Genomic DNA, 20,090 nt, shown 5'->3' on the forward strand with positions numbered 1-20,090 from the left:
GCCTCAGTCAAAGACGACGGTCTTGTGGCCGTACACTAGGATGCGGTGATCGAGGTGCCAGCGGACGGCCCGCGACAGCACGGCCTTCTCCATGTCGCGGCCCTTTTCCAGCAAGTCGTCGAGCGCATCACGGTGCGACACGCGAACCACGTCTTGTTCGATGATCGGGCCTTCGTCCAGGTCGTCGGTCACGTAGTGACTGGTCGCGCCGATCAGTTTCACGCCACGGTCGAAGGCCCGGTGGTACGGCTTCGCCCCGATGAACGCCGGCAGGAACGAGTGGTGGACGTTGATGATCCGGTGCGGGTACGCCGCCACGAAGGTCGGCGACACCACCTGCATGTACCGGGCGAGAATCACGAGGTCGATGTTGTGCTGTTTCAACAGGGCGAGTTGTTTCGCCTCGCCCTCGGCCTTCTTCCCCGGTTCGATCGGCAGGACGTGGAAGGGAATGCCGTAGAACGCGGCCCACTTCTCGGCGTCCGGGTGGTTGGCGACGATCAGCGGAATCTCGCACGGTAACTCGCCGCTCTGGTGGCGGTAGAGCAGGTCGACGAGACAGTGGTCGTACTTTGACACGAACACGGCCAGCCGGTGCGGTCGGTCAGAGCGTTCGAGCCGCCACCGCATGTTGTACCGCGACGCGATGCCCTCGAACTCCCGCGGGAAATCGGCGAGGTCGAAGGCGAAGTCGGTCGCGTCCCACTCGACGCGCATCAGGAAGACGTTGTTGGCCGGGTCCTGGTGCTGGTCGGCGTGGAGGATGTTCGCGTTGTGTTTGTAAAGGAACTCGCCGATGGCCGCGACGAGGCCCTTGCGGTCGGGGCAGTCGATGAGCAGGATCGCGGTGTTCTTCATGACGCCTTCCGGCCGACGCCGTTCAACTCGCGGCTCTCGGTCAGCACCTTGTCCATGAACACGTCGTGCGGGGCGACCGGGATTTCGTCGAAGATCTGGCAGTCGAAGGCGATGGCCACCAGCGGCGCGTCCGGCCGCACGCGGGCGAGGAGGCGGTCATAATACCCCTTCCCCTGCCCCATCCGGCCGCCCTTCGGGTCGAACGCCGTCCCAGGGACCATCACGAGATCGAGTTCCTCGGGCGTCACAATCTTTCCCACGCCGCCGCGCAGTTCGGCCCGCGGTTCGAGAATCTTATACGCCCCTTCCACCAACTCGCTCATGTCTTCGAGCAGGAAGAGTTCGAGTTGGTTCGTCTCAACGATGCAGTACGGCACGACGATCCGCTTGCCGCCCTTGAGGGCTTCCGGCAGCGTGTGCCGGGTACGGACTTCGCTGCCGGCATCGACGTAATAGAGGATGGTGCGGGCGGCCGCGTACTCGGGCAGGTTCATGAAGGCGGTGACGATCTGTCGGCTGACTTCGTCCTTGTTCTTCTGGGCCACCCGGTTCTTGCGGGCCTGCTCCCGGAGGGCGGTTTTCCGGGCTTGATAGTCGTCCTGCGCTGCCGTCACGGCTCGCCTCCTCGGGTTCGATAAGCAACTTATCCCATCGTCAATTTAGGTTTCGGCTCGCTACCGACATCGGGAAGCCAATCGCAAAATGGTACACTCACTCCCCAAACAACCCCACCAATTCGAACCCTCGGAGGGTGCCCGATGATCCTCGTTCCTTCTCAAACCGGCCGCACGTTCGGACTCGTCACACTCATGCTCCCGGGGACGGACCGGAAGCGGTCGCTGTCGCTGTATCAGTACCGCGTGACGTACCGGAACCCTGATCCTGTGGAACCGGGATGTGCCATGACGTGGGAAGTCTCGGGCGGGCGATTGCCGTATCAGATCGCGGCCGAACGGCTCGACGGCGGGGCCATCAAGTGGCACTGTTCCTGTGCGGACGCCGTGTACCGGGGCGAGGACAATCCCGACCACGTGTGCAAGCACGTTCATGGTCTGCTGGAAATGATGCCGACGCTGGCGAAGCCTCAACGGTCGGCCTGCCAGCACGCCGCCTGATGGTGGTCAGTTCGCAAGCGCGACCGCACTGAGGCGGCCGTACTCGCGGAGGGCGTCTTCGAGTTGCTCAGCCACTTCCGACGGGTTGGCCGGCTTCGTGAAGTGCAAGTCGAACCCCGCGTCTACCGCCTGCGTGAGATGGCTGTCATCGCTGAACGCGGTAACGGTGGCAAAGATCGGCGGTTGATCCGGGTGCATGTCGCGCAACCGCCGGGCCAATTCATACCCACTCATTTCCGGCATGTTGATGTCCAGCACGTAAGCGTGCGGCTTGAACGCTTCCGCCTGTTCAATCGCGGCCGGACCGCTGAAGGCCGTCGCGACTTTGAAGCCCGCACTGGCAAGCAGAAAACTCAGGCTCACGGCGGCGTCTTCGTTATCGTCAACGACCATCACGCGCGGCTGTGGCTTGTCGGGGTCGATCATGAAACACCTCGGGGGGGAATCCGGCCCCATCGCAGCAAAAGTGATGCCAAGTACGCCAGCCCTTGTATTTGCCGGCATTCCCGAGAGACGGGCACCCATCTTCGTCGTGATGTAAATGCTCCTTCCGACATCCCTTCCCTGGAGAGGTGCAATCCCCTGAACGCGAAACGATGACGGTGATCGTGAACAATGAGGCCGGTTCCTTGCTCCGTTTGGCATCTCGGTTGCGGAGTAAGCCTTCGTTCGCCTCTCGCAGAATCAATCAACCTCCACGAGGGATAATCATGAGCACGATGAAAGAAAAAGTGTTGGACGCGGGCCACGTGGTCGCGGACACGGCGAAAAGCGTGGGGCACAAGATCGCCGAAGGTGCCGAACAGGCTGCCGACTGGGTTAAGGACAAGGTCGGGATGGGCGCGACCGCGGGCGTGAAGGAACATATGGACGTGATCGCCAGTTGCGGCAAGAAGGTCGGCGTCGTCGACCACGTCGAAGGTGACGCAATCAAACTCACACGCAACGACAGCCCCGACGGGCAACACCACTTCATCCCGATGGGCTGGGTCGATCACGTTGATAACCACGTTCACCTGAAGAAGAACTCGATGGAAACGGAAATGGGCTGGAAGCCGGACGCGGCCAGTTGTGGCTGCGGGGCGTAACCTCGAAGGATGACTCGCGAAACGACCCGCCGTTCGGCGGGTCGTTTTTGTTTCTGGCCGGGTCGCTATAGTTTCGGTGTAACCCCTGACACGGTTGGCGAAATCATGACCGCGAACGAGCCGATCCGCCTCACGAAGTTAGCCAAGCGGGCCGGGTGCGCGGCCAAGCACCCGCCGGGGTTCCTACTGCCGCTCCTCGGGCTGTTGCCGCCAGTAGTCGATCCAAACGTACTCATCGGAAGTTCCACGGCCGACGACGCGGCCGTCTACAAACTGTCCGACGAACTCGCCCTCGTTCTGACGACCGACTTCTTTACGCCGATCGTGGACGACCCGCGCGACTTCGGCCGGGTGGCGGCGGCGAATGCGTTGAGCGATGTCTACGCGATGGGTGGGAAGCCGCTCTCCGCGCTCAGTATCGTTGGCTTCCCGGACTCGCTGCCGGCAACCGTGCTGGCCGAGGTTCTGAGCGGGGCGGCCGCTATCGCGGCGGAAGCGGGCATCGCAATCGTGGGCGGCCACACGATCAAAAGCGAAGAGCCGATCTTCGGCCTCGCCGTGGTGGGAACGGTTCACCCGCAACGGGTGTTGAGCAACGCCGGGGCAAAGCCGGGTGACGTGCTCATCCTCACCAAGCCGCTCGGCCTCGGGATCATCTCGACCGCGGCCAAGAACGACCAAGATTCCCGCGGTGCGATTGCGGAAGCCATCCGCGTGATGACGACGCTCAACCGCGCGGCAACCGAGGTGTTAACGCGGTTCGAAGTTCACGCCTTGACCGACGTGACCGGCTTCGGCTTGCTCGGCCACCTGCGGAACGTGACGGCGGCCAGCGGCGTGACGGCCGAAGTCTGGGCGGACCGCGTGCCGATTCTCCCGGCCGCCCGCGAGTACGTGGCGGCCGGCGTCGTCCCGGGCGGTACGCGGGCGAACGCGAAGTTCCTGGCCGACTGGGTTCAGTTCGAAGGGACAGTTTCGCCGGACGAGCAACTCTTGCTCTGCGACGCGCAAACGTCCGGCGGGCTGCTCGCCGCGGTTCCCGCGGCAGTTGCGGAACGTGTCGTGGAGGCACTCGGAAGCCCGGCCGCGATCGTGGGGCAGATTACGGTCGAAGGAAAAGGGAGGATCACCGTGCGACGCGACGCCGAATAACTACTTCGCTTCTCGCTCGCGGAAAACCGTGTCGCCGCCGCAACACTGGCAGGCGCCGGGGGCGGACCACGCGAGTTGGCAGTTTTCGCACCAGTAGTCCACGTCGTAGACTTTGCCTGCCTTCACCGTCTGGACCTTCTCGACCTTCAAAATCTGGCTGCCGGGCAGGATCTTCGCCGTCAACCGTACGGTGCGATTCTCAAAGACGGGATCGACGAACAGCAGGCGGGACACCTTCTCTTTCGCGATCGTGTAAACGGTGCCGTCCTTCGTGACGAGTGCCACGCCGGTCACGTCCTTGTCGGCTGGGATGCCTTGCTTTTCCAGCACTTTGGCGAGTGTCTGAACCGAGCCTTCGAAGGTTTGCGACACCGGGTCCGCCGCCCGGGCGGCACTCATCGCGACGCAGAACGTCAGGCAGGCGGCCAGGCAACGGTTCATCACGGTCCGACTCCGGTAGGTCACACGTCCGAGGGCGTCAACCGACCCTCGGCGGCTTTTACTGTACCCGAGGGGTCCTTCGTTGCCAAGAGACCGGCGTCCACGCCGTAGCAGACGAAGTCCGCCCGGGTCTTCAACCCGGTCTTCTCGCGGACCCGTGCCCGGTAGGTTTCGACCGTCTTGACGCTCACGAACAGTCGGTCGGCAATCTCCTGATGCGTGTGCCCGCGAACCAGGAGGTCCAGCACCTCGCGCTCCCGGCGGCTCAGCCCCGCGACGCCCTGCAACGGGTGGTCCGGCACCTCGTCCAGCGCCGGCCGCAGGATCGGGTCGATCACGCTCTTGCCGGCCGCGACCGTTCGAATCGCGTTCAAGAGCACTGCCGTGGGGTTGGTCTTCAGCAAGAACCCGTCCGCCCCGGCAGCCAGGGCCGTGCGGGCGTAGGCGGGATCGTCGTGCATCGTGAACACGAGGACGCGGGTTCGGGCCGAGACTTCGCGCACCTTCTCGATGGTCGTCGTGCTGCCCCATCCCGGCATGGACAAGTCAAGGCAGAGCACCCGTGGCTCCGTCTCGCGAACGCGGTCGACGGCTTCCGGCCCCGTCCCCGCTTCGCCGACGACGACGAGGTCCGCCTGCGTGTGAATCGCCATCCGCAGGCCGTCCCGCAGCACGGCGTGATCGTCCGCCACCACTACCTCGATCCGGTTCATCGACTGCTCTCGGCGTAAGGAATTTCGACCGTCACGGTTGTGCCCGCCCCGAGGTGAGAATCGATCCGGCAGGTACCGCCGAACCGCTCGGCACGTTCGCGCAGGCCGGACAATCCCATGCCACCGGCCGTGTGCAAACTGGCGGTCGGATCGAACCCGCACCCGTCGTCCGCGATCGAGAGGTTAATTGCGTCGCCGGACACCTCCAGCGTGACGTCTACCGTCTTCGCGCTCGCGTGCTTAGCGACGTTCGCCAGCGCTTCCTGGGTGATCCGGTACAGGGCCGCTTCCAGACCGCGGGGCAGGCGTTCGGCCGGGGCGGCCGTCACGACCAGTTCCGCCCGCACGCCGTGCGACTTGGTGACGGTTTCCGCCAACCGCTTCAGTGCCGCGACCAACCCGAGGTCGTCCAGCACCAGCGGGTGAAGCCCCTGCACCATGCGGCGGATTTCGACTAGCGTCTCGTTCGCCGTCTGGCTCAGTTCGCGCAGCCGGGTTTGTCCGTCAGCCGGTTGCGTGGCGTCGGCCGCGAACCCGAGGCCCATCGCCAGGCTGACGAGCGTTTGGGCAATGCCGTCGTGCAGTTCCCGGGCGATCCGGCTGCGCTCGTCCTCCTGGGCCGTGAGCAGTTGGCGGTAGAGCCGGGCTTGCAGTTGTCGCGCGCTCGCCAACTCGCTGACGTCGCGGGCGATCACGATGAAGCCGGCCGTCGCGGGGATCGGGCTGACGCTGAGCAGGAAGTGCCGCCCCGTCGGCACGTCGAGTTGTTTCACGGCCGGGACCGTCTCACCGTCCCGCACCCGCGACAACAATTCGTGGACCTTGTCGCCCAGGATGCCCGGGAAGGCGTCTTCGACTCGGAGGCCGGCCAGTTTCGCCGCGGAAAGGCCCGTGCGGACGACCACGCCCGCGTTGGCTCGAACGACCTGGGCGTCGGGGTTCAGTACCAGCATCAGGTCCGGGCAGGCGTCGAAGGTCGCACCCCACTCCGCGACCACCGACTCCAGAACGCGCTCCCGCCGCCGGGTGTGGGCCATGCCGACCGCCCGCGCGACGGTCCAGCGGAGCGTCACCGGGTCGGCCGGCTTGGGCAAGTACTCGAACGCCCCGCGCTTCATCCCGGAGACGGCCGCCCCGACGTCACTGGTCCCGGTCAGGAGGATCGGCACCACGTCGATTTCGCCCGTGCGAATTTCGTCGAGCAAATCGAGGCCCGTGCGCCCCGGCATGTCCAGGTCCACCAGCGCGACGTCGTAGTCTTGACGGCCGAACAGCGCGACGGCTTCGTCCACCCCTTCAGCCTGATCGACGTGGTGGCCGGCTTTCGTGAGCAGATGGTGAACGAACCGACGAACCGACGGGTCGTCGTCGACGGCCAGGATTCGACCGGGTACGGTTTCCGACAAGTGCGGTTTCGGCGGGCTTGAAGTCATAAGGCTGGCCTGACAGCGTCCGGAAACGGAGGGCGTCCCACAAGCATAATTCACAATTCGTTGTCTGGTGGTGAAGGGGCCGGGTTTATGCCGGCGCGTCCAACACGTGGCGAATCTTCCGGGCCAAAACGAGCGGGGAGAACGGCTTGTGTAGGAAGTTGTCGGCCGAACTCACGCCCTCCAAGCGGGCGATGGCGTCGTCCAGGTATCCGCTCACGAACAGAATTTTGATGCCCGGCCGCACTGTGCGCATCGCCTCGGCCAGTTGCCGCCCGCCCATTTCCGGCATGACGACGTCGGTCATCAGTAGTGCGATCGACCCGGCGTGCTCCTCCGCCACGCGCAACGCCTCGGTCCCGTCGCCCGCCTCCAAGATCGTGTACCCTTGGCCGCGGAGGGCGGTGCACACGAACTGCCGGACCGAGAGATCGTCCTCGACGACCAGCAGCGTTTCCGTGCAGCGGCCGGCGGGGGCAGCCTCCGCTTCGACCGCGGGCCGGGAAACCTCATCGTCGAGCGCGGGGAGCATAATGTCGAACGTCGTCCCTCCCCCGACGGTGCTGGTAACGGCGATTTGCCCGCCGCTTTGGGTCACGAAGCCGTAGACCATCGCGAGACCCAGGCCTGTGCCCCGCTCGACCCCCTTGGTGGTGAAGAACGGCTCGAAGATGCGGGCCTGAACGTCGGCCGGGATGCCGCACCCGGTGTCGGAAACCGACAGCCGGACGTACTCGCCGGGGCGAAGATCGCCCCCGTTGCCGTTCGCGGAGTGGGTGACGGTTTCGTTCCGGGTCGCGATCGCCAACTGCCCGCCGCCGAGCATGGCGTCGCGGGCGTTCACGATTAAGTTCATCAAGGCCTGTTCGACCTGACCGAGATCGGCCTTCACCCGCTTCAGGGCCGGGTCCGCGTCGAACCGGATCGCGATGTCGGCACCGATCAGTCGCTGGAACATCCGCATCGACTGGCCGACGATGTCGTTCAAGGCGAGGACGACCGGGGCCAGAACCTGCCGACGACTGAAGGCCAAGAGTTGCCGCGTGAGGTTGGCCGCCCGCTCGCCGGCGGCCCGAATTTCCTGGACCGTCTCGCGGGTATGGTCGTTCTGTGGCAGGTCTTCGATGAGGAGGTTGCTGTACCCGCCGATGACCGTGAGGAGGTTGTTGAAGTCGTGGACGACGCCGCCGGCGAGCAGGCCGATCGACTCCATCTTCTGGGCCTGCCGGAACTGCTGCTGGAGTTGCCGCAGTTGCGTGATGTCGCGGAAGATCGCCCCGTACCCGGTCGCGTCCCCGGCCGCGTTGCGGATGGGGAACAGGGCGACGCTGAGTTCGACCAAGCTCCCGTCCTTCCGCCGACGGAACGCCTCGAAAGAAGTGTTCGTCCCCGAAGCGACCATGCGGGAATGCAATGCCCGCATGGTTGCCTCTTCGCCGGGCGGGGCGGCAACGAAGACGGGCCGCCCGATCATCTCGTCGGCCCGATAGCCGTAGATTCGTTCGGCCGCGGGATTCCAGGCCGTGACCGTGCCGTCCGCGGCAAACACGCTGATCCCGTCCTGGGACGAAGCGATGATCGCCGCGAGGTTCGTGGCCTCGCGCAGGGCCGCCCGCTCCTTCGTGGCGTCGTGGAAAACCAGAACGCACCCGAGTTGTTCGCCCGCGTCGCCGCGGACCGGTGCGATCGAATCGGCAATCGGCAATTCGCGGCCCGATCGCGTGACGAGGGTCATGTGTTCGCCGAGGGACCGTACTCGCTTCCCAGTGATATCCTCCATCGCCGGCAACGCGATCGGCTGGCGTGTTCGCTCATCAAGGATGTTGATGACGTCCTCAAACCGACGGTCGCGAGCCTCGTCGAGCGTCCACCCTGAGAGTGTTTCGGCCTGCGGGTTGAGGTACGTTATTCGGCCTTGCGGATCGGTGGTGACGATCCCGTCGGCCATGCTCCGGAGTGTCGCGACGAGTAGTCGCCGTTGCGCCGCTAACGCTTGTTCGCCACGACCGCGGGAGGCGACCGCCTCGATCACGAGGGATAACTCGCGGGCGGTCGTCGGCTTCGAGACGTAGGAGAGCGGTTCTTGTCCCTCGGTCGGCGAGTCGGTGAGGAGAATGACGGGGATTGAGAAACGGTCCCGGATTCGTTGTGCGACACGGCCCTGATCGAGTGCCCGGTCGAGCAGCACGAGTTGGGCATTGAACTCGCCCGCCCGCTCAACGGCGTCGTGCACGGCCGTAACCACGTCGACGAGGCAACCCAAAGCCGCGAGTTGCTCTTGTGTGTGCTGGGCAGTGCGTGGGTTTCCCTCCACAAGCAGCACGCGGAACGCCTGATGTGCCGGCGATTCGAAACCAGCCATATCAAACCGCGAGGCCATAGCACGACGACCCAAAAGGCAGATGGTTTCGAAACCGTATTGAAATGGGAATCGCTGATGGGCCTACAATTCTTCAGCACAATTCATTCCGTGAACGAATAAATATGCTCGAAGAAAACCTGATCCCAGGTTGGCCTAGAACAAATTTTGACCGATCATCAGTTACGTCAACGTACACCTCTTTCGTTCTCGATTCAGATTAAAAACGCAAACAGCAACAATAATTTTGATTCATCTTTCGGTACTTCTCTGAATCGAAATCCTTTCTCTGAAAAATGCTCGCGTGAAAGATAGAGCCTCCGGTGCCCCTCATGGTTCCCGAAATGCGGGGTTCCCCTGACACATTACGAGCACGAGCAGTTCTACGTTTGCACGTCGCCGGTGGTGCGATGGGTTAGTGGAGTTGTCTCATGCGAGTTGCAATCATTACGCCGGATCAGCGGAATCTCGCCGTCGGCATTGTTGAATCCCACCTGCGGACGTGTCGCGGTTTCGAACGGGCAGACGTTATTTCCCCCGACCGGGCGGAATCGTTCTGCCACAAGCAACCGCCGGAATTGGTCATTGTTCTGCTCGCCGATACGCACCCGGAACTCACGCTGGGGTTGGTGCGGCGGTTGCGCGAACTGATCGCAGGCCAATTGTTGATCGCCGGCCCGGCGACGGACCCGAAGTTCATTCTGCGGGCTATCCAGGCCGGGGCGGACCTGTTCCTCGACCGGGACGAACTCGAAACGGAACTCGACGCAGCCCTCGCCGCCTTGCGATCCCGCCGCGCGCCGGCCCACCGCACCGGGCAACTCGTCGCGGTCCTCTCGGCCGCTGGCGGGTGCGGGGCGAGTACGGTCGCCGTCAACCTGGCCGCCCTGCTGGCGAAGGAATACCGCCACTGCAACCTCATCGACCTGAACCCCGGCAAGGCCGACCTCGCGCCACTGTTGGACCTGAAGCCGCAGTACACGCTCGCGGACCTGTGCCGGAACGACGTTCGCCTCGACCGGAGCATGTACGAGAAGCTCCTCGCCCGGCACTCCAGCGGGATCGACCTGCTGGCCGCACCGCGGGACTTCGACCAGATCGGCTCCGTGACGCCGCAGGGCGTGGCCCACGCCGTTGCCGTGGCGCGGGACTCGTACACCGACGTCGTCGCGGACCTGGAAGACTGCTTCCATGAAGAACAGTTCATCGTGCTGGAGCAGGCCACGCGCATCTTGCTCGTCTGCCGCCTGGACTTCCTGGCCATCCGCAACACCCGCCGCATCCTCGACTTCCTGACCTCGCGGGGCATTCCCGCCGACCGCGTCGAGATCGTGGTCAACCACCACGGCCTGCCGAACGAACTGCCACTGGCCGAAGCCGAAGAAGCGGTCGGCGGGAAACTGACCGTCTTCATCCCGCACGACCCGGCCACGGTGGGGGCCGCCAGCAACATGGGCCAGCCGATGGCCTGCACCGAGCCGAACTCGCCCGTCGTGCAAAGCATCGCCCGGATCGTCGGCCTGGAAAGCCCGACGCCGCCCCGCGTCCCGACCCGCGTTCGCGTTTCGAACTGGTTCCGCAACAGTGTCGTCCCACGGCTCCGCTCCCTGGTCCGCCGTCTGAAGCCCGCAATCCCCACCCCGCGGTCGAGTGCCGCCCCCGAGGAGTTGAACGAAATCCATGAACCGGTTAACGCCCCGACCGTTCGTGCAGCCGGCGTCCGAGCGCTCTCGGCTTGAAGCCGCGCACCCCGGCCCCGACCACGCAGACGACCTCCGTCGATTTAAGAGCCAACTCCATCGCCGCCTCGTTGTCGGCATGGACCTCAACGCGCTGAATTCGTTGTCGCGGGACCAACTGCGATTGGAAGTCCGCCGCGTCGCGGAAGAACTCTGCCAGCGAAGCCCGAACCTGCTGAACCAGCAGGAGCGAGAGCGGCTGGTCAACGAAGTGCTGGACGAGACGTTCGGCCTCGGCCCGCTCGAACAGTTGATGAAGGACGCGACGGTCAGCGACATCCTCATCAACGGCCCGCACGCGGTATACGTCGAACGGCACGGCCGGCTGGAGCGGACGGACGTCACGTTCACCGACGCGGCCCACCTGCAGCACATCATCCAGCGGATCGTCAGCCAGGCCGGCCGACGGGTGGATGAGACCTGCCCGATGGTAGACAGCCGCCTGCCGGACGGGAGCCGGATCAACGCGATCATCCCGCCGCTGGCTCTGGACGGCGCGCTCGTGTCGATCCGCCGGTTCGGCGCGCAGCCGATCCGTGCGGCCGACCTCGTGGCGAACAAATCGTGCACGCAGGAGATGATGGACTTCCTCGCCGCGTGCGTGAAATCGCGGATCAACATTGTCGTCTCCGGCGGGACCGGCAGCGGCAAGACGACGCTGCTCAACGCCCTCTCGGCGTTCATCCCCGAGGACGAGCGGGTCGTAACGATCGAGGACGCCGCCGAACTGAAGTTGCAACAGCCGCACGTCGGCCGCCTGGAGACACGGCCGAAGAACGTGGAAGGCGTCGGCGAAATCTCGACCCGCGAACTCATGCGGAACGCCCTACGCATGCGGCCCGACCGGATCGTCGTCGGCGAGTGTCGCGGCCCCGAAGCGATGGACATGCTGCAAGCCATGAACACCGGCCACGAGGGCAGCCTGACCACCGTCCACGCCAACGACACCCGGGAGGCCCTCGGCCGCCTCGAAGTCATGGTAGGCATGGGCGGTTTCGATCTTCCACTGTGGGTCATCCGGCGGCAGGTCGCCTCGGCGATTCACGTCGTCGTGCAGGTCAGCCGGTTGCTCGGTGGTGCGCGGAAGATCGTGAAGATCTCCGAGGTGATCGGCGTCGAAGGCGACAACTACGCGATGCAAGACCTGTTCGTCTTCAAGCAAACGGGCCTCGACGAAGAGCGGCGGGCACAAGGGAGCTTCCAGGCGGCCGGCCTCCGTCCGCACTGTCTGGAACGGCTCGAAGCGCATGGGCAAGCGGTGTCGATGGACCTCTTCCGCAAGCGGCTGCTCCAGCCGGGCGTCCGCTAGAAGGGAGTGGCGGCGTGTTACCGATCGGCATTTTCGCAGTCATCACCCTCGGGTCGCTGGCGCTCCTTCGCGTGGTGGCCGAGTATTCGAAGCCCGGCCGGGGCCGACTCCGGCGGCGGTTGGCCGGCGAGTTCGGCGAATCGACCCCGGCCGAGTCGTCGGCCGTGCCGCTTTACCGCAACGTGGCGTCGTGGGACGCCGACCTCGAAGACGGCGGTTCGGGCCAACTGACGGGGAGCCGCATCGTGCCCGCCGCCGGGGCCGCGCGGCGGGAGTGGGCCGAAGACTTCCTCCGGGAAGCCGGCATCCCGCTGAAGGCGAGCCACCTCGCTGGGGTCACGCTCGGCGCGGCCGTCGTCATCGGGTCGATCGCCGGCCTGTTCGTCGGCTGGCTCGCGGGTGTCGCCGCGGCCGTGGTGGGCATTCTCGTGCCGCTCGTGGTCGTGAACGCGATGCGGAAGGCCCGCCGCGAGCGGTACGTCAAGCAACTGGCCGGGGCGTTCGACCTGATGGCCCGCGTTCTGAAAGCCGGGCAGTCGGTGCCGGAAGCGTTCCGGGCCGCGACCGAAGCCTTCGACGACCCGCTGAAAGGCGAGTTCAGCCGGTGCAACCACCAGATCGAGCACGGCCTACGGCCCGAGACGGCGTACCGCGAACTGAGCCAGCGGTCCGGCGTTCTGGAACTGCGAATCTTCGTGGTCGCCATGACGATCCAACGGCAGACGGGCGGGAACCTGTCCGAAGTCCTCGAGCGCATGGCGGTGATCGTGCGGTCGCGGCTGCGGCTGCGGCAGAAGATGCGGGCACTGACGGCCGAAGGCCGGTTGCAGAGCGTCACGCTCCTGGTGCTACCGGTGCTGACGTTCGGTGTGATGTACTTCCTCAACCGGACCTACGCCGAGGCGCTGCTCGCGCAGTGGCGGCTCTTGGTGGCGACGGTGGCGTGCATGGGCATCGGCGTCCTCTGGATTCGCAACATCATGAACTTCGAGGGGTGAGGCCGCCATGTTGTATTTCGCGGTAGCGGCGATGTTCTTGGCGGTCTTCTTCGGCATCGTCGCCGTCGGCCGGTATTTCTCCGATCAACCGACGCGCGACCAGAAGCGAGCCGCCGCACGACTGCGCGAACTGAGCCGCCCGGCCGAAGCGGAAATGATACCGCTCGAAGACCGCCGTCGGGGGTTCGCCGATGCCGTGGTCGCCCTCGGGGCGTGGCTGACGGCCCGCGACAAGAACCCGACATCGGGCGTGGGAGCACGGCTCCTGCTCGCCGGCTACCGGCAGCCGTCCGCGGCGCTGTACTTCCTCGGGTTGCAACTGATCCTGGTGGTGGTGTTCACGCTGCTGTGCGGCGTGGTCGCGATCCTGTTCAATCTATCGTGGACGAAGGTGCTGCTCATCGCGGCGGGCGGCGGCGCGTTCGGACTACTCGTACCGTCGTTGGTGCTGTCGTCGCAGATCAAGAAGCGGCAGAAGAAGCTGCGGGCCGGCCTGCCCGACGCGATCGACATCATGGTGCTCTGCGTCGAGGGCGGCGCGAGTTTGAACGCCGCGATCAACTGGGTCACGCAGGAGATTCACGCGATCCACCCGGAGTTGGGTGCGGAGATGGTGATCGTCGAGCGGGAAATTCAACTCGGCCTGACGCCGGGGGAAGCGTTCCGTTCCTTCGCCGACCGCTGCGGCCTGCCCGAAGTCCGCGACATGACCGCGGCGCTCTTGCAGTCGGAACGGTACGGGGCGAGCGTGGCGAAAGCCCTCCGCGCCTACGCCGACGCGGCCCGGCAGGACCGACAAGTGTGGGCCGAGGAAGTCGCCCAGAAGGCGGCGGTGAAGATCATGTTCCCGATGCTCCTGTGCATCTTCCCGGCCATGTTCATCGTGCTGCTCGGCCCGGCGGCGATGCAGATGTCCCGACTGTTCGTGAAGTGAGGCGGCCATGAAGAACATCCCCCGCCGCGGTGCGGCCGCCGTCGAACTGGCGATCCTGCTGCCGTTCCTGGCCCTGATTTTCTCGGCCGTGATCGACTTCGGCCGGGTCTTCTACGCGACGCAGGCGCTCGACAACGCGGCCAGCGTCGCCGCAATGGCGGCGAGTGGAACCACCTGGGTTCCGAGCACGACGACCACCGCCGATGCGGCGAAAGCGGCCGCGGTGACAGAAGGCGCGACCTTGTCGCCGGCCCTGACCGCCGAACAGGTGAGCGTGACGGTCGCTGGCGGTGCGGCCACGGTGACGGTGACGTACGACTTCCCACTCCTCACGGGGTCGTTGATCCCCGGCCGGAGCGTGTCCCTGCAACGGTCGAGTACCGTCCGCGTGGCCCCGCGGCCGGGCGATTGATTCGGAGAAACGGCGATGACTGTCCCTCACAAAACGCGCGGCGGGGCGACGGCGGTCGAGATGGCCCTCGTGCTGCCGATTGTCTGCCTGCTCGTGATCGGGTTCATCATCGGCGGCATGGATCTGCTGCGATACCAACAGGTCGCCTGCCTGGCCCGCGAAGGGGCGCGGTGGGCGAGCGTCCGCGGGGCCGATTACGGCGTGGACGCGGGCCAGAGTTCGCCCACGCAACAGCAGATCGTCGATCAGGCCATCGTCCCAAGGACTGCCGCGATGGACCCGACCGCCCTCTCGGTGCGAGTGCAACTGATCGACAAGGGGAACAATACCGTTCAGGACTGGGATGCGTCCTCGAAGGCGGTTCGTTCGATCACCGCGACCGGGGAGTACGTCAGCAACGCCATCCGCGTGACGGTCACGTACCAGATTACCGCCAACGCACTTGGCGACCCGCTCACGCTCCAGGGCGTCTGCGAAATGTCGATGGTGAACTGAGATGCTGTACCTTCCGCCAACCCGTGACTTTCGGCGACGACCCGCTGCCGTGCTGGTCAAGGTGATGGTCTGTCTGACCGTGCTGATCGGCGTCGTGGCCCTGAACCTCGACGGCGGGCGGACGATGGACGAGCGCCGCCGCGCTCAGACCGCCGCCGACGCGGCCGCCCTGGCAGCGGGAGCCGACCTGTACGCGAACTACTGGGCCAACAACGGCTCCGACCCTGGCGGGTCGGCCCGCACCGCGGCGATTCAGTCGGCCGCGGCGAACGGCTACCCGGCGTCGGCCGTTACCGTTAACATCCCGCCGACAACGGGCTCCTACGCCGGCCAGACCGGCCACGCAGAAGTCGTCATCAACACGTCGCTGGACGCCAGTTTCGGCCGCATCTTCACGGGCACGGCGATTCAAGTCTCCGGCCGGGCCGTCGGGCGGGGCGAGCCTGTTCGCATCGGAATCATTCTCCTTCGATCCACCGGGGCATCGGCGTTCCGCAACACCGCCGCCGCGTTCGCACTCATCAACAAGCCGCTGATCGTGAACTCGACCGACGCCGCCGCGTTCAACAGCACCGGCCTGGTCATCGCGTCCCTCAGCCGAATCAGCGTGTCGGGCGGGGCGGTAAACACCAGCCTCCTGCCGCTCTCGGCCCCCATCCGCACCGGCATCAGTCCGACGCTCGACCCACTGGCCAGACTGCCGATCCCCGACAGTGCCGGGGCGACCGTCCGCAGTACGACGCCGACGATCATCAACACCGTCGTGCCGGCAGTCCTGCAACCGGGCGTCTACCGAGGCGGCATTCGCGTCACGGGCGTGTCGGTCGTAGTGATGACACCGGGCACGTACATCATGGAGGGCGGCGGCTTCCGCGTGGACGGGGCGGCGACCGTCACCGGTCTGGGCACCATGGTTTACAACACCACCAGCGGCACCTACGCCTCCGGGCCGATCTCCGTCACCGGGTTGGGGAAGGTCGTCATGACCGCCCCGCTGTCCGGGACGTTCCAGGGCATCAACTTCTTCCAGAACCGCAGCCTGACGCAGCCCGTGTCGATCACCGGGCTAGGGCTGACGACCATCACCGGCGTCGTGTACGCCGCGAAGGGGGCGGTCAACCTGACCGGCAGTGCGGCCGTCGGCCTGGACATCCTGGGCGGGGCCTACGTCGCGGACTCGATGACCGTCAGCGGCGTCGGGGCCGTCACGATCAATCTCGGGCTAAACCCGCCGCGGGTGCCGGACGTTCGAATCGTGGAGTAGAGTGAGGTGTTACCGTGATTGCGAATTCGACGAGAGTGTGCCCATGAGCGTGGCCGACCTGAGAGAACCATCCGACCCGGTCGGGGGCTGGATGTTCTTCCGCCACTTGAAAGCCAGCCGCCTGATGTCCATCGCGGACATCGAGATCCTGGAGCGACAGGCGCAAACCGAGCCGGTCACGCGGCTCCAGCAGTTCCTCCTCGACGAGGGCTACCTGAACGACTACCAACTCAGCCGCATCCTCCAGGGGAAGCCGGAGGGGCTGATCCTCGGCCAGTACCGCATCCTCGGGGAACTCGGCCGGGGCGGGTTCGGACAGGTCTTCAAGGCCCGGCACGAGCTCATGGACCGGGTTGTCGCGATCAAGGTGCTCAGCCCCGACCTGTGCCAAGACCAGGGGACGCGCGACCTATTCGTCCGCGAGGTCGTGACGACCACCCGCCTCTCTCACCCGAACATCGCGGCCGCTTACGATGCCAACGAGGTGGAGGGGAAGGTCTTCCTCGTCATGGAGTACGTGGACGGGCTCTCGCTCGAACATTACGTGAAGGCCCACGGCCTGATCTCGACGCCGCTGGCTTGTTCGATCCTGACGCAAACGGCCCACGCCCTCCAGCACGCCCAGGACAACGGCCTGGTCCACCGCGACCTGAAGCCGGCCAACCTCATGCTCGCCGGGGCCACGGAGCCAGACCCGACGGCCGTGCGAGTGAAGGTCATCGACTTCGGGCTGGCGAGCCTCCGACTGAATGGCGGCGGCCTGGTGGCGACGCTCCCGTGCGACGCCGGGGCCATCGTCGGCACGCCGTCGTTCATCCCGCCGGAGCAGATCACCGACGTTCACGCGGCCGACACGCGGTCGGACCTGTACAGCCTCGGCTGTACGCTCTACTACGCGCTCACCGGCCACCTGCCGTTCGAGGGGCAGAACACGAAGATGGTTCTGCTGAAGCACCTCCAGCACGAGTTCCCGACTATTCAAACGCACCGACCGAGCATCCCGGACGGCCTCGCGGCGATCATTCACGGGTTGATGGCCAAGTCGCCCGCGGACCGCTACCAGACGCCGGCGGAACTGGTCGCGGCCGTCACCGCGTTCGCCCGCGCGGACAGCATCCGCGTGCCCGATCTCCTCAATTCGCACGCCGTGGCCGTCCCGGCCTCCCGGCCGGCCGTGAACTTGTTGACCCACATTTGGCCGGCTCAGCCGCCGGCGAGTACCCAGCCCTCGGGTTCGCCCGACCTTGAGACGCGGATCACACAAGTGAAGAACATCATCGCAGACTCCGTTGCGCCGATCCGGCTCGAACCGCCGAAGCCAATCGAATGTTCGCAGCCGGCCCCGTTGCCGACGACCGATTTGCTGCCGCTCTGGGAGGAATGGTGCGGAGTCGTGGAGGGCTACTCGGAAGGGCGTACTCCCGCCCTGACGGCCGCCGAGTACCGCTCGTTGTACCGCGAACTGACGGCCGCAATCCGCGAGGTTAAAGAGGGCCGGCGCGACCCACGGGCCAGGCAATTCGACCGCCTGGAAACGCTGGTGGAACCCTGGGTGACGGCAGAATCTTTGGCCGATCTGGACGATCGCATGATCGCCGGCCTGTGGCGGAACTGCACGGCTCTGGACGAGGCCCTGTGGCCCGACGAGGCGCCAAGCGGTTTTGCACGCTGGATGGCGACGCTGTTCGGCGGGGTCTCCCGCTGAGGGTGTGGATCATCCCCCAGCAATAAGGCGAGCGGGAGGCGTAAGCCCCCTGATTCTTGACTAGCAGGATCAGAATCAGGGGGCTTACGCTCCCCGCTCGCCAAACTCACATCCGCCGCCCCAACACTCCGGCGAGCGTCTTGAGTTGCGTCAGCAGTTTCTCGGTCGCCTCGAAGTTTAGCGTCTGTTGGCCGTCGCTGGCCGCGTGATCGGGGTCGGGGTGAATTTCGATCAGTAAACCGTCCGCCCCGGCGGCAATCGAAGCGAGGGCCATCGGTGGCACGTAGGCCCGCTTGCCGGTGCCGTGGCTCGGGTCCACGAAGATCGGCAGGTGGCAGAGTGCCTTGGCCGGCGGGATCACCGAAAGGTCCAGAGTGTTCCGCGAGTGGTCGTTGAAGGTGCGGACGCCGCGCTCGCACAGGATCACCTGATAGTTCCCGCCCGCCATCACGTACTCGGCCGCCATCAGCCATTCTTCCAGCGTCGCGCTCAGGCCACGCTTCAACAGCACCGGCTTGCGGCACTTGCCGACCCGCTTCAGAAGGCTGAAGTTCTGCATGTTCCGCGCGCCGATCTGGATAATGTCAGTCGCTTCTTCCACCGCCTCCGCGTGTTCGGTGTCCATCAGTTCCGTGACGATGCCGATGCCGGTCTTCGCCCGCATCTTTTGGAGCAGCTTCAGCCCTTCGAGGCCCATCCCCTGAAAGCTGTACGGGCTAGTCCGTGGCTTGAACGCCCCGGCCCGCATGAGTTTCACGCCCTTCGACAGCAAGAACTCGGCCGTCTGCACCAGGAGTTTCTCGCTCTCGACCGAGCACGGCCCGCCGATGACGGTGAACGTCTGCGACCCGATGTCGGACTGCGGCAGTGTGATCGTCGTGTTCTCGCGGTGCATCTCGCGGCTGGCGAGTTTGTACGGCTTCGTCACGCGAATCGCTTCCGCGACGCCGGGCATCACTTCGAAGTGCCCCGGATCAACCGACCCGGTGTTACCGGTCATGCCGATGGCCGTGCGGGTGGCCCCCGGCAGGGGGTGCGGCGTGAGGCCGAGTTCGCGGACGGCGGCGACGACGGCGTCGATCTGCGGCGCGGTCGCGAGCGATTGCATGACGATCAGCATGAGGTCACCGGTGTCGAATTCGGCCGCGGAGGGAGCGAACGGGTATTATACAGCATGTCCCGCGTGACCCGGAGTGGTGGAATGGGCCTGACCGACGCCGACGAACAGCCGGACGCCCTCGACGAAGAAGTCGACCTCGCGACGAAAGAGTTGGGCACGCCGGACGCCGTCTTCCGCGCCGGCGGCCGGTGGGCGCGGGTCAAGGCCATCGTCGGCATCCTGCTCATCCTGTACGGCGTCGTGGCGAACTACGTCTGGTGGGTCCACGGCCCCGCTCAGTTCAACCACCTCCAGTTCCACATCCTGTTCTGGCCGCCGATCATCGGCACCGCCCTCCTCTGGTTCCTGTACCGCAACCGCGGGTTGCGCGTCCTCGTCTTCCCGACCGGCCTGTTGCGCCTCCGGCCGGACGAAGTCGAGTCGTTCCCGTGGGAAACGATCGCCGTCGTGCGGCAGAAGACTGACGCGAACGAACCCGAATACCGCTGGGGCGTGAACGGCCAACTGACGGCCTGTTGGCTGCCGGTGTCGGTCCCAGCAGTGCAGGTTTGGAATGCGTGGTTCGAGATTGAGCGGGCCGACGGCACGAAGACCCGCTTTACGCCCGCCGTGGCCGACTACACCGACCTGGCCGAGCGAGTTCAGCGCGGCACGTTCTCGGTCCTCTGGCCAAAGCTCCTCGCCGACCTGGGCCGCGGGAAGTCCGTCGCCTTCGGCGACCTCTTCGTGACGCCCGAGGGCTTGCGACAAGGCGACCGAACGCTGTCGTGGGCGGAGATCAAAGAGGTGTCGTTGGTGCACAAGATTTTGACGATCAAGCGGAAGAACACCTGGCGGACGTGGCTGGTGAAGGACAGTTCGCAAGTGCCGAACCTGCACGTCCTCCTCGGCATCCTGACCGTGCTGGGGCCGAAGAAGGTGGAGGAGGAACCCGAAGAGGAAGCGATGGCCGAGTGAT

At 65.5% G+C, this 20,090-nt stretch carries 20 protein-coding genes; 12 read left to right on the forward strand and 8 right to left on the reverse strand.

Annotated elements, in window-relative coordinates; all coding sequences use genetic code 11:
- Positions 1–3: 3 nt before the first annotated feature.
- Entirely contained in the window at positions 4–858 is an 855-nt protein-coding gene (purU, locus tag PX52LOC_RS39500; RefSeq protein WP_149115246.1) for a formyltetrahydrofolate deformylase, read from the reverse strand.
- Positions 855–1,472 (reverse strand): 5-formyltetrahydrofolate cyclo-ligase, encoded by a 618-nt coding sequence (locus tag PX52LOC_RS39505; protein ID WP_149115247.1) that lies wholly within the window; start codon positions 1,470–1,472, stop codon positions 855–857. The genes purU and PX52LOC_RS39505 overlap by 4 nt, the downstream gene beginning before the upstream one ends.
- Positions 1,473–1,616: 144 nt before the next feature.
- Between PX52LOC_RS39505 and PX52LOC_RS39510 the strand changes: the two genes are divergently transcribed.
- Positions 1,617–1,973: a hypothetical protein gene (locus tag PX52LOC_RS39510; RefSeq protein ID WP_149115248.1), complete on the forward strand. Its 357-nt coding sequence runs from the start codon at positions 1,617–1,619 to the stop codon at positions 1,971–1,973.
- Between the two features lie 6 nt (positions 1,974–1,979).
- On the opposite strand, the gene PX52LOC_RS39515 is transcribed toward PX52LOC_RS39510, so the two are convergent.
- Complete coding sequence (locus PX52LOC_RS39515) at positions 1,980–2,399, reverse strand: response regulator (protein ID WP_168219495.1); 420 nt, start codon at positions 2,397–2,399, stop codon at positions 1,980–1,982.
- Between the two features lie 284 nt (positions 2,400–2,683).
- On the opposite strand from PX52LOC_RS39515, the gene PX52LOC_RS39520 reads away from it, so the two are divergent.
- Together PX52LOC_RS39520 and selD are read left to right on the forward strand one after the other, a co-directional pair.
- Positions 2,684–3,061, forward strand: a complete 378-nt coding sequence (locus PX52LOC_RS39520) for a DUF2171 domain-containing protein (RefSeq protein WP_149115250.1) — start codon at positions 2,684–2,686, stop codon at positions 3,059–3,061.
- 105 nt (positions 3,062–3,166) lie between these two features.
- Positions 3,167–4,213, forward strand: coding sequence for a selenide, water dikinase SelD (selD, locus tag PX52LOC_RS39525; protein ID WP_149115251.1), 1,047 nt, complete (start codon positions 3,167–3,169; stop codon positions 4,211–4,213).
- On the opposite strand, the gene PX52LOC_RS39530 is transcribed toward selD, so the two are convergent.
- The 4 genes from PX52LOC_RS39530 to PX52LOC_RS39545 all read right to left on the reverse strand — a co-directional run bounded on the left by PX52LOC_RS39530 (position 4,214) and on the right by PX52LOC_RS39545 (position 9,030).
- Entirely contained in the window at positions 4,214–4,657 is a 444-nt protein-coding gene (locus PX52LOC_RS39530; protein ID WP_149115252.1) for a hypothetical protein, read from the reverse strand.
- A 17-nt stretch (positions 4,658–4,674) separates the two neighbouring features.
- Complete coding sequence (locus PX52LOC_RS39535) at positions 4,675–5,367, reverse strand: response regulator (RefSeq protein ID WP_149115253.1); 693 nt, start codon at positions 5,365–5,367, stop codon at positions 4,675–4,677.
- Complete coding sequence (locus PX52LOC_RS39540; RefSeq protein ID WP_168219496.1) at positions 5,364–6,773, reverse strand: response regulator; 1,410 nt, start codon at positions 6,771–6,773, stop codon at positions 5,364–5,366. Before PX52LOC_RS39540 ends, PX52LOC_RS39535 begins: the two co-directional genes overlap by 4 nt.
- Before the next feature lie 112 nt (positions 6,774–6,885).
- Positions 6,886–9,030, reverse strand: coding sequence for a PAS domain S-box protein (locus PX52LOC_RS39545; protein ID WP_168219497.1), 2,145 nt, complete (start codon positions 9,028–9,030; stop codon positions 6,886–6,888).
- Positions 9,031–9,587: 557 nt separating this feature from the next.
- Between PX52LOC_RS39545 and PX52LOC_RS39550 the strand changes: the two genes are divergently transcribed.
- Genes PX52LOC_RS39550 through PX52LOC_RS39585 form a run of 8 tightly spaced genes read left to right on the forward strand, consistent with a single transcriptional unit; the run spans position 9,588 to position 18,012 of the window.
- On the forward strand, positions 9,588–10,895 hold the full coding sequence (locus PX52LOC_RS39550) for an AAA family ATPase (RefSeq protein ID WP_149115256.1): 1,308 nt from the start codon (positions 9,588–9,590) through the stop codon (positions 10,893–10,895).
- Positions 10,837–12,204: a CpaF family protein gene (locus PX52LOC_RS39555; protein ID WP_149115257.1), complete on the forward strand. Its 1,368-nt coding sequence runs from the start codon at positions 10,837–10,839 to the stop codon at positions 12,202–12,204. Before PX52LOC_RS39550 ends, PX52LOC_RS39555 begins: the two co-directional genes overlap by 59 nt.
- A 14-nt stretch (positions 12,205–12,218) precedes the next feature.
- Positions 12,219–13,202, forward strand: coding sequence for a type II secretion system F family protein (locus tag PX52LOC_RS39560; RefSeq protein ID WP_149115258.1), 984 nt, complete (start codon positions 12,219–12,221; stop codon positions 13,200–13,202).
- A 7-nt stretch (positions 13,203–13,209) separates the two neighbouring features.
- Positions 13,210–14,136 (forward strand): type II secretion system F family protein, encoded by a 927-nt coding sequence (locus tag PX52LOC_RS39565; RefSeq protein ID WP_149115259.1) that lies wholly within the window; start codon positions 13,210–13,212, stop codon positions 14,134–14,136.
- A 7-nt stretch (positions 14,137–14,143) separates the two neighbouring features.
- Positions 14,144–14,548, forward strand: a complete 405-nt coding sequence (locus PX52LOC_RS39570) for a TadE family protein (protein WP_149115260.1) — start codon at positions 14,144–14,146, stop codon at positions 14,546–14,548.
- A 15-nt stretch (positions 14,549–14,563) separates the two neighbouring features.
- A complete protein-coding gene (locus tag PX52LOC_RS39575; protein WP_149115261.1) occupies positions 14,564–15,043 on the forward strand; it encodes a TadE/TadG family type IV pilus assembly protein in 480 nt (159 codons plus the stop codon).
- 1 nt (position 15,044) lies between these two features.
- Positions 15,045–16,307, forward strand: a complete 1,263-nt coding sequence (locus PX52LOC_RS39580; protein WP_149115262.1) for a pilus assembly protein TadG-related protein — start codon at positions 15,045–15,047, stop codon at positions 16,305–16,307.
- 43 nt (positions 16,308–16,350) lie between these two features.
- Positions 16,351–18,012: a serine/threonine protein kinase gene (locus PX52LOC_RS39585; protein ID WP_149115263.1), complete on the forward strand. Its 1,662-nt coding sequence runs from the start codon at positions 16,351–16,353 to the stop codon at positions 18,010–18,012.
- Between the two features lie 106 nt (positions 18,013–18,118).
- Here PX52LOC_RS39585 and aroF read toward each other — a convergent pair whose 3' ends face one another.
- Positions 18,119–19,132: a 3-deoxy-7-phosphoheptulonate synthase gene (gene aroF / locus PX52LOC_RS39590; protein WP_149115264.1), complete on the reverse strand. Its 1,014-nt coding sequence runs from the start codon at positions 19,130–19,132 to the stop codon at positions 18,119–18,121.
- A gap of 81 nt (positions 19,133–19,213) precedes the next feature.
- Here aroF and PX52LOC_RS39595 point away from each other — a divergent pair, with 81 nt between their 5' ends.
- A complete protein-coding gene (locus PX52LOC_RS39595; RefSeq protein WP_149115265.1) occupies positions 19,214–20,089 on the forward strand; it encodes a DUF6585 family protein in 876 nt (291 codons plus the stop codon).
- Position 20,090 lies beyond the last annotated feature (1 nt).

Source organism: Limnoglobus roseus (assembly GCF_008254045.1).
Lineage (GTDB): Bacteria > Planctomycetota > Planctomycetia > Gemmatales > Gemmataceae > Limnoglobus > Limnoglobus roseus.

Excerpts from the sequence above, each read along its gene's own strand:
- aroF (WP_149115264.1), bottom strand. The coding sequence starts at position 19,132 with ATGCTGATCGTCATGCAATCGCTCGCGACCGCGCCGCAGATCGACGCC.
- selD (WP_149115251.1), top strand. The coding sequence starts at position 3,167 with ATGACCGCGAACGAGCCGATCCGCCTCACGAAGTTAGCCAAGCGGGCC.
- PX52LOC_RS39585 (WP_149115263.1), top strand. The coding sequence starts at position 16,351 with ATGAGCGTGGCCGACCTGAGAGAACCATCCGACCCGGTCGGGGGCTGG.
- purU (WP_149115246.1), bottom strand. The coding sequence starts at position 858 with ATGAAGAACACCGCGATCCTGCTCATCGACTGCCCCGACCGCAAGGGC.
- PX52LOC_RS39555 (WP_149115257.1), top strand. The coding sequence starts at position 10,837 with ATGAACCGGTTAACGCCCCGACCGTTCGTGCAGCCGGCGTCCGAGCGC.
- PX52LOC_RS39515 (WP_168219495.1), bottom strand. The coding sequence starts at position 2,399 with ATGATCGACCCCGACAAGCCACAGCCGCGCGTGATGGTCGTTGACGAT.
- PX52LOC_RS39510 (WP_149115248.1), top strand. The coding sequence starts at position 1,617 with ATGATCCTCGTTCCTTCTCAAACCGGCCGCACGTTCGGACTCGTCACA.
- PX52LOC_RS39595 (WP_149115265.1), top strand. The coding sequence starts at position 19,214 with ATGGGCCTGACCGACGCCGACGAACAGCCGGACGCCCTCGACGAAGAA.
- PX52LOC_RS39570 (WP_149115260.1), top strand. The coding sequence starts at position 14,144 with ATGAAGAACATCCCCCGCCGCGGTGCGGCCGCCGTCGAACTGGCGATC.
- PX52LOC_RS39535 (WP_149115253.1), bottom strand. The coding sequence starts at position 5,367 with ATGAACCGGATCGAGGTAGTGGTGGCGGACGATCACGCCGTGCTGCGG.
- PX52LOC_RS39575 (WP_149115261.1), top strand. The coding sequence starts at position 14,564 with ATGACTGTCCCTCACAAAACGCGCGGCGGGGCGACGGCGGTCGAGATG.
- PX52LOC_RS39550 (WP_149115256.1), top strand. The coding sequence starts at position 9,588 with ATGCGAGTTGCAATCATTACGCCGGATCAGCGGAATCTCGCCGTCGGC.
- PX52LOC_RS39580 (WP_149115262.1), top strand. The coding sequence starts at position 15,045 with ATGCTGTACCTTCCGCCAACCCGTGACTTTCGGCGACGACCCGCTGCC.
- PX52LOC_RS39565 (WP_149115259.1), top strand. The coding sequence starts at position 13,210 with ATGTTGTATTTCGCGGTAGCGGCGATGTTCTTGGCGGTCTTCTTCGGC.
- PX52LOC_RS39520 (WP_149115250.1), top strand. The coding sequence starts at position 2,684 with ATGAGCACGATGAAAGAAAAAGTGTTGGACGCGGGCCACGTGGTCGCG.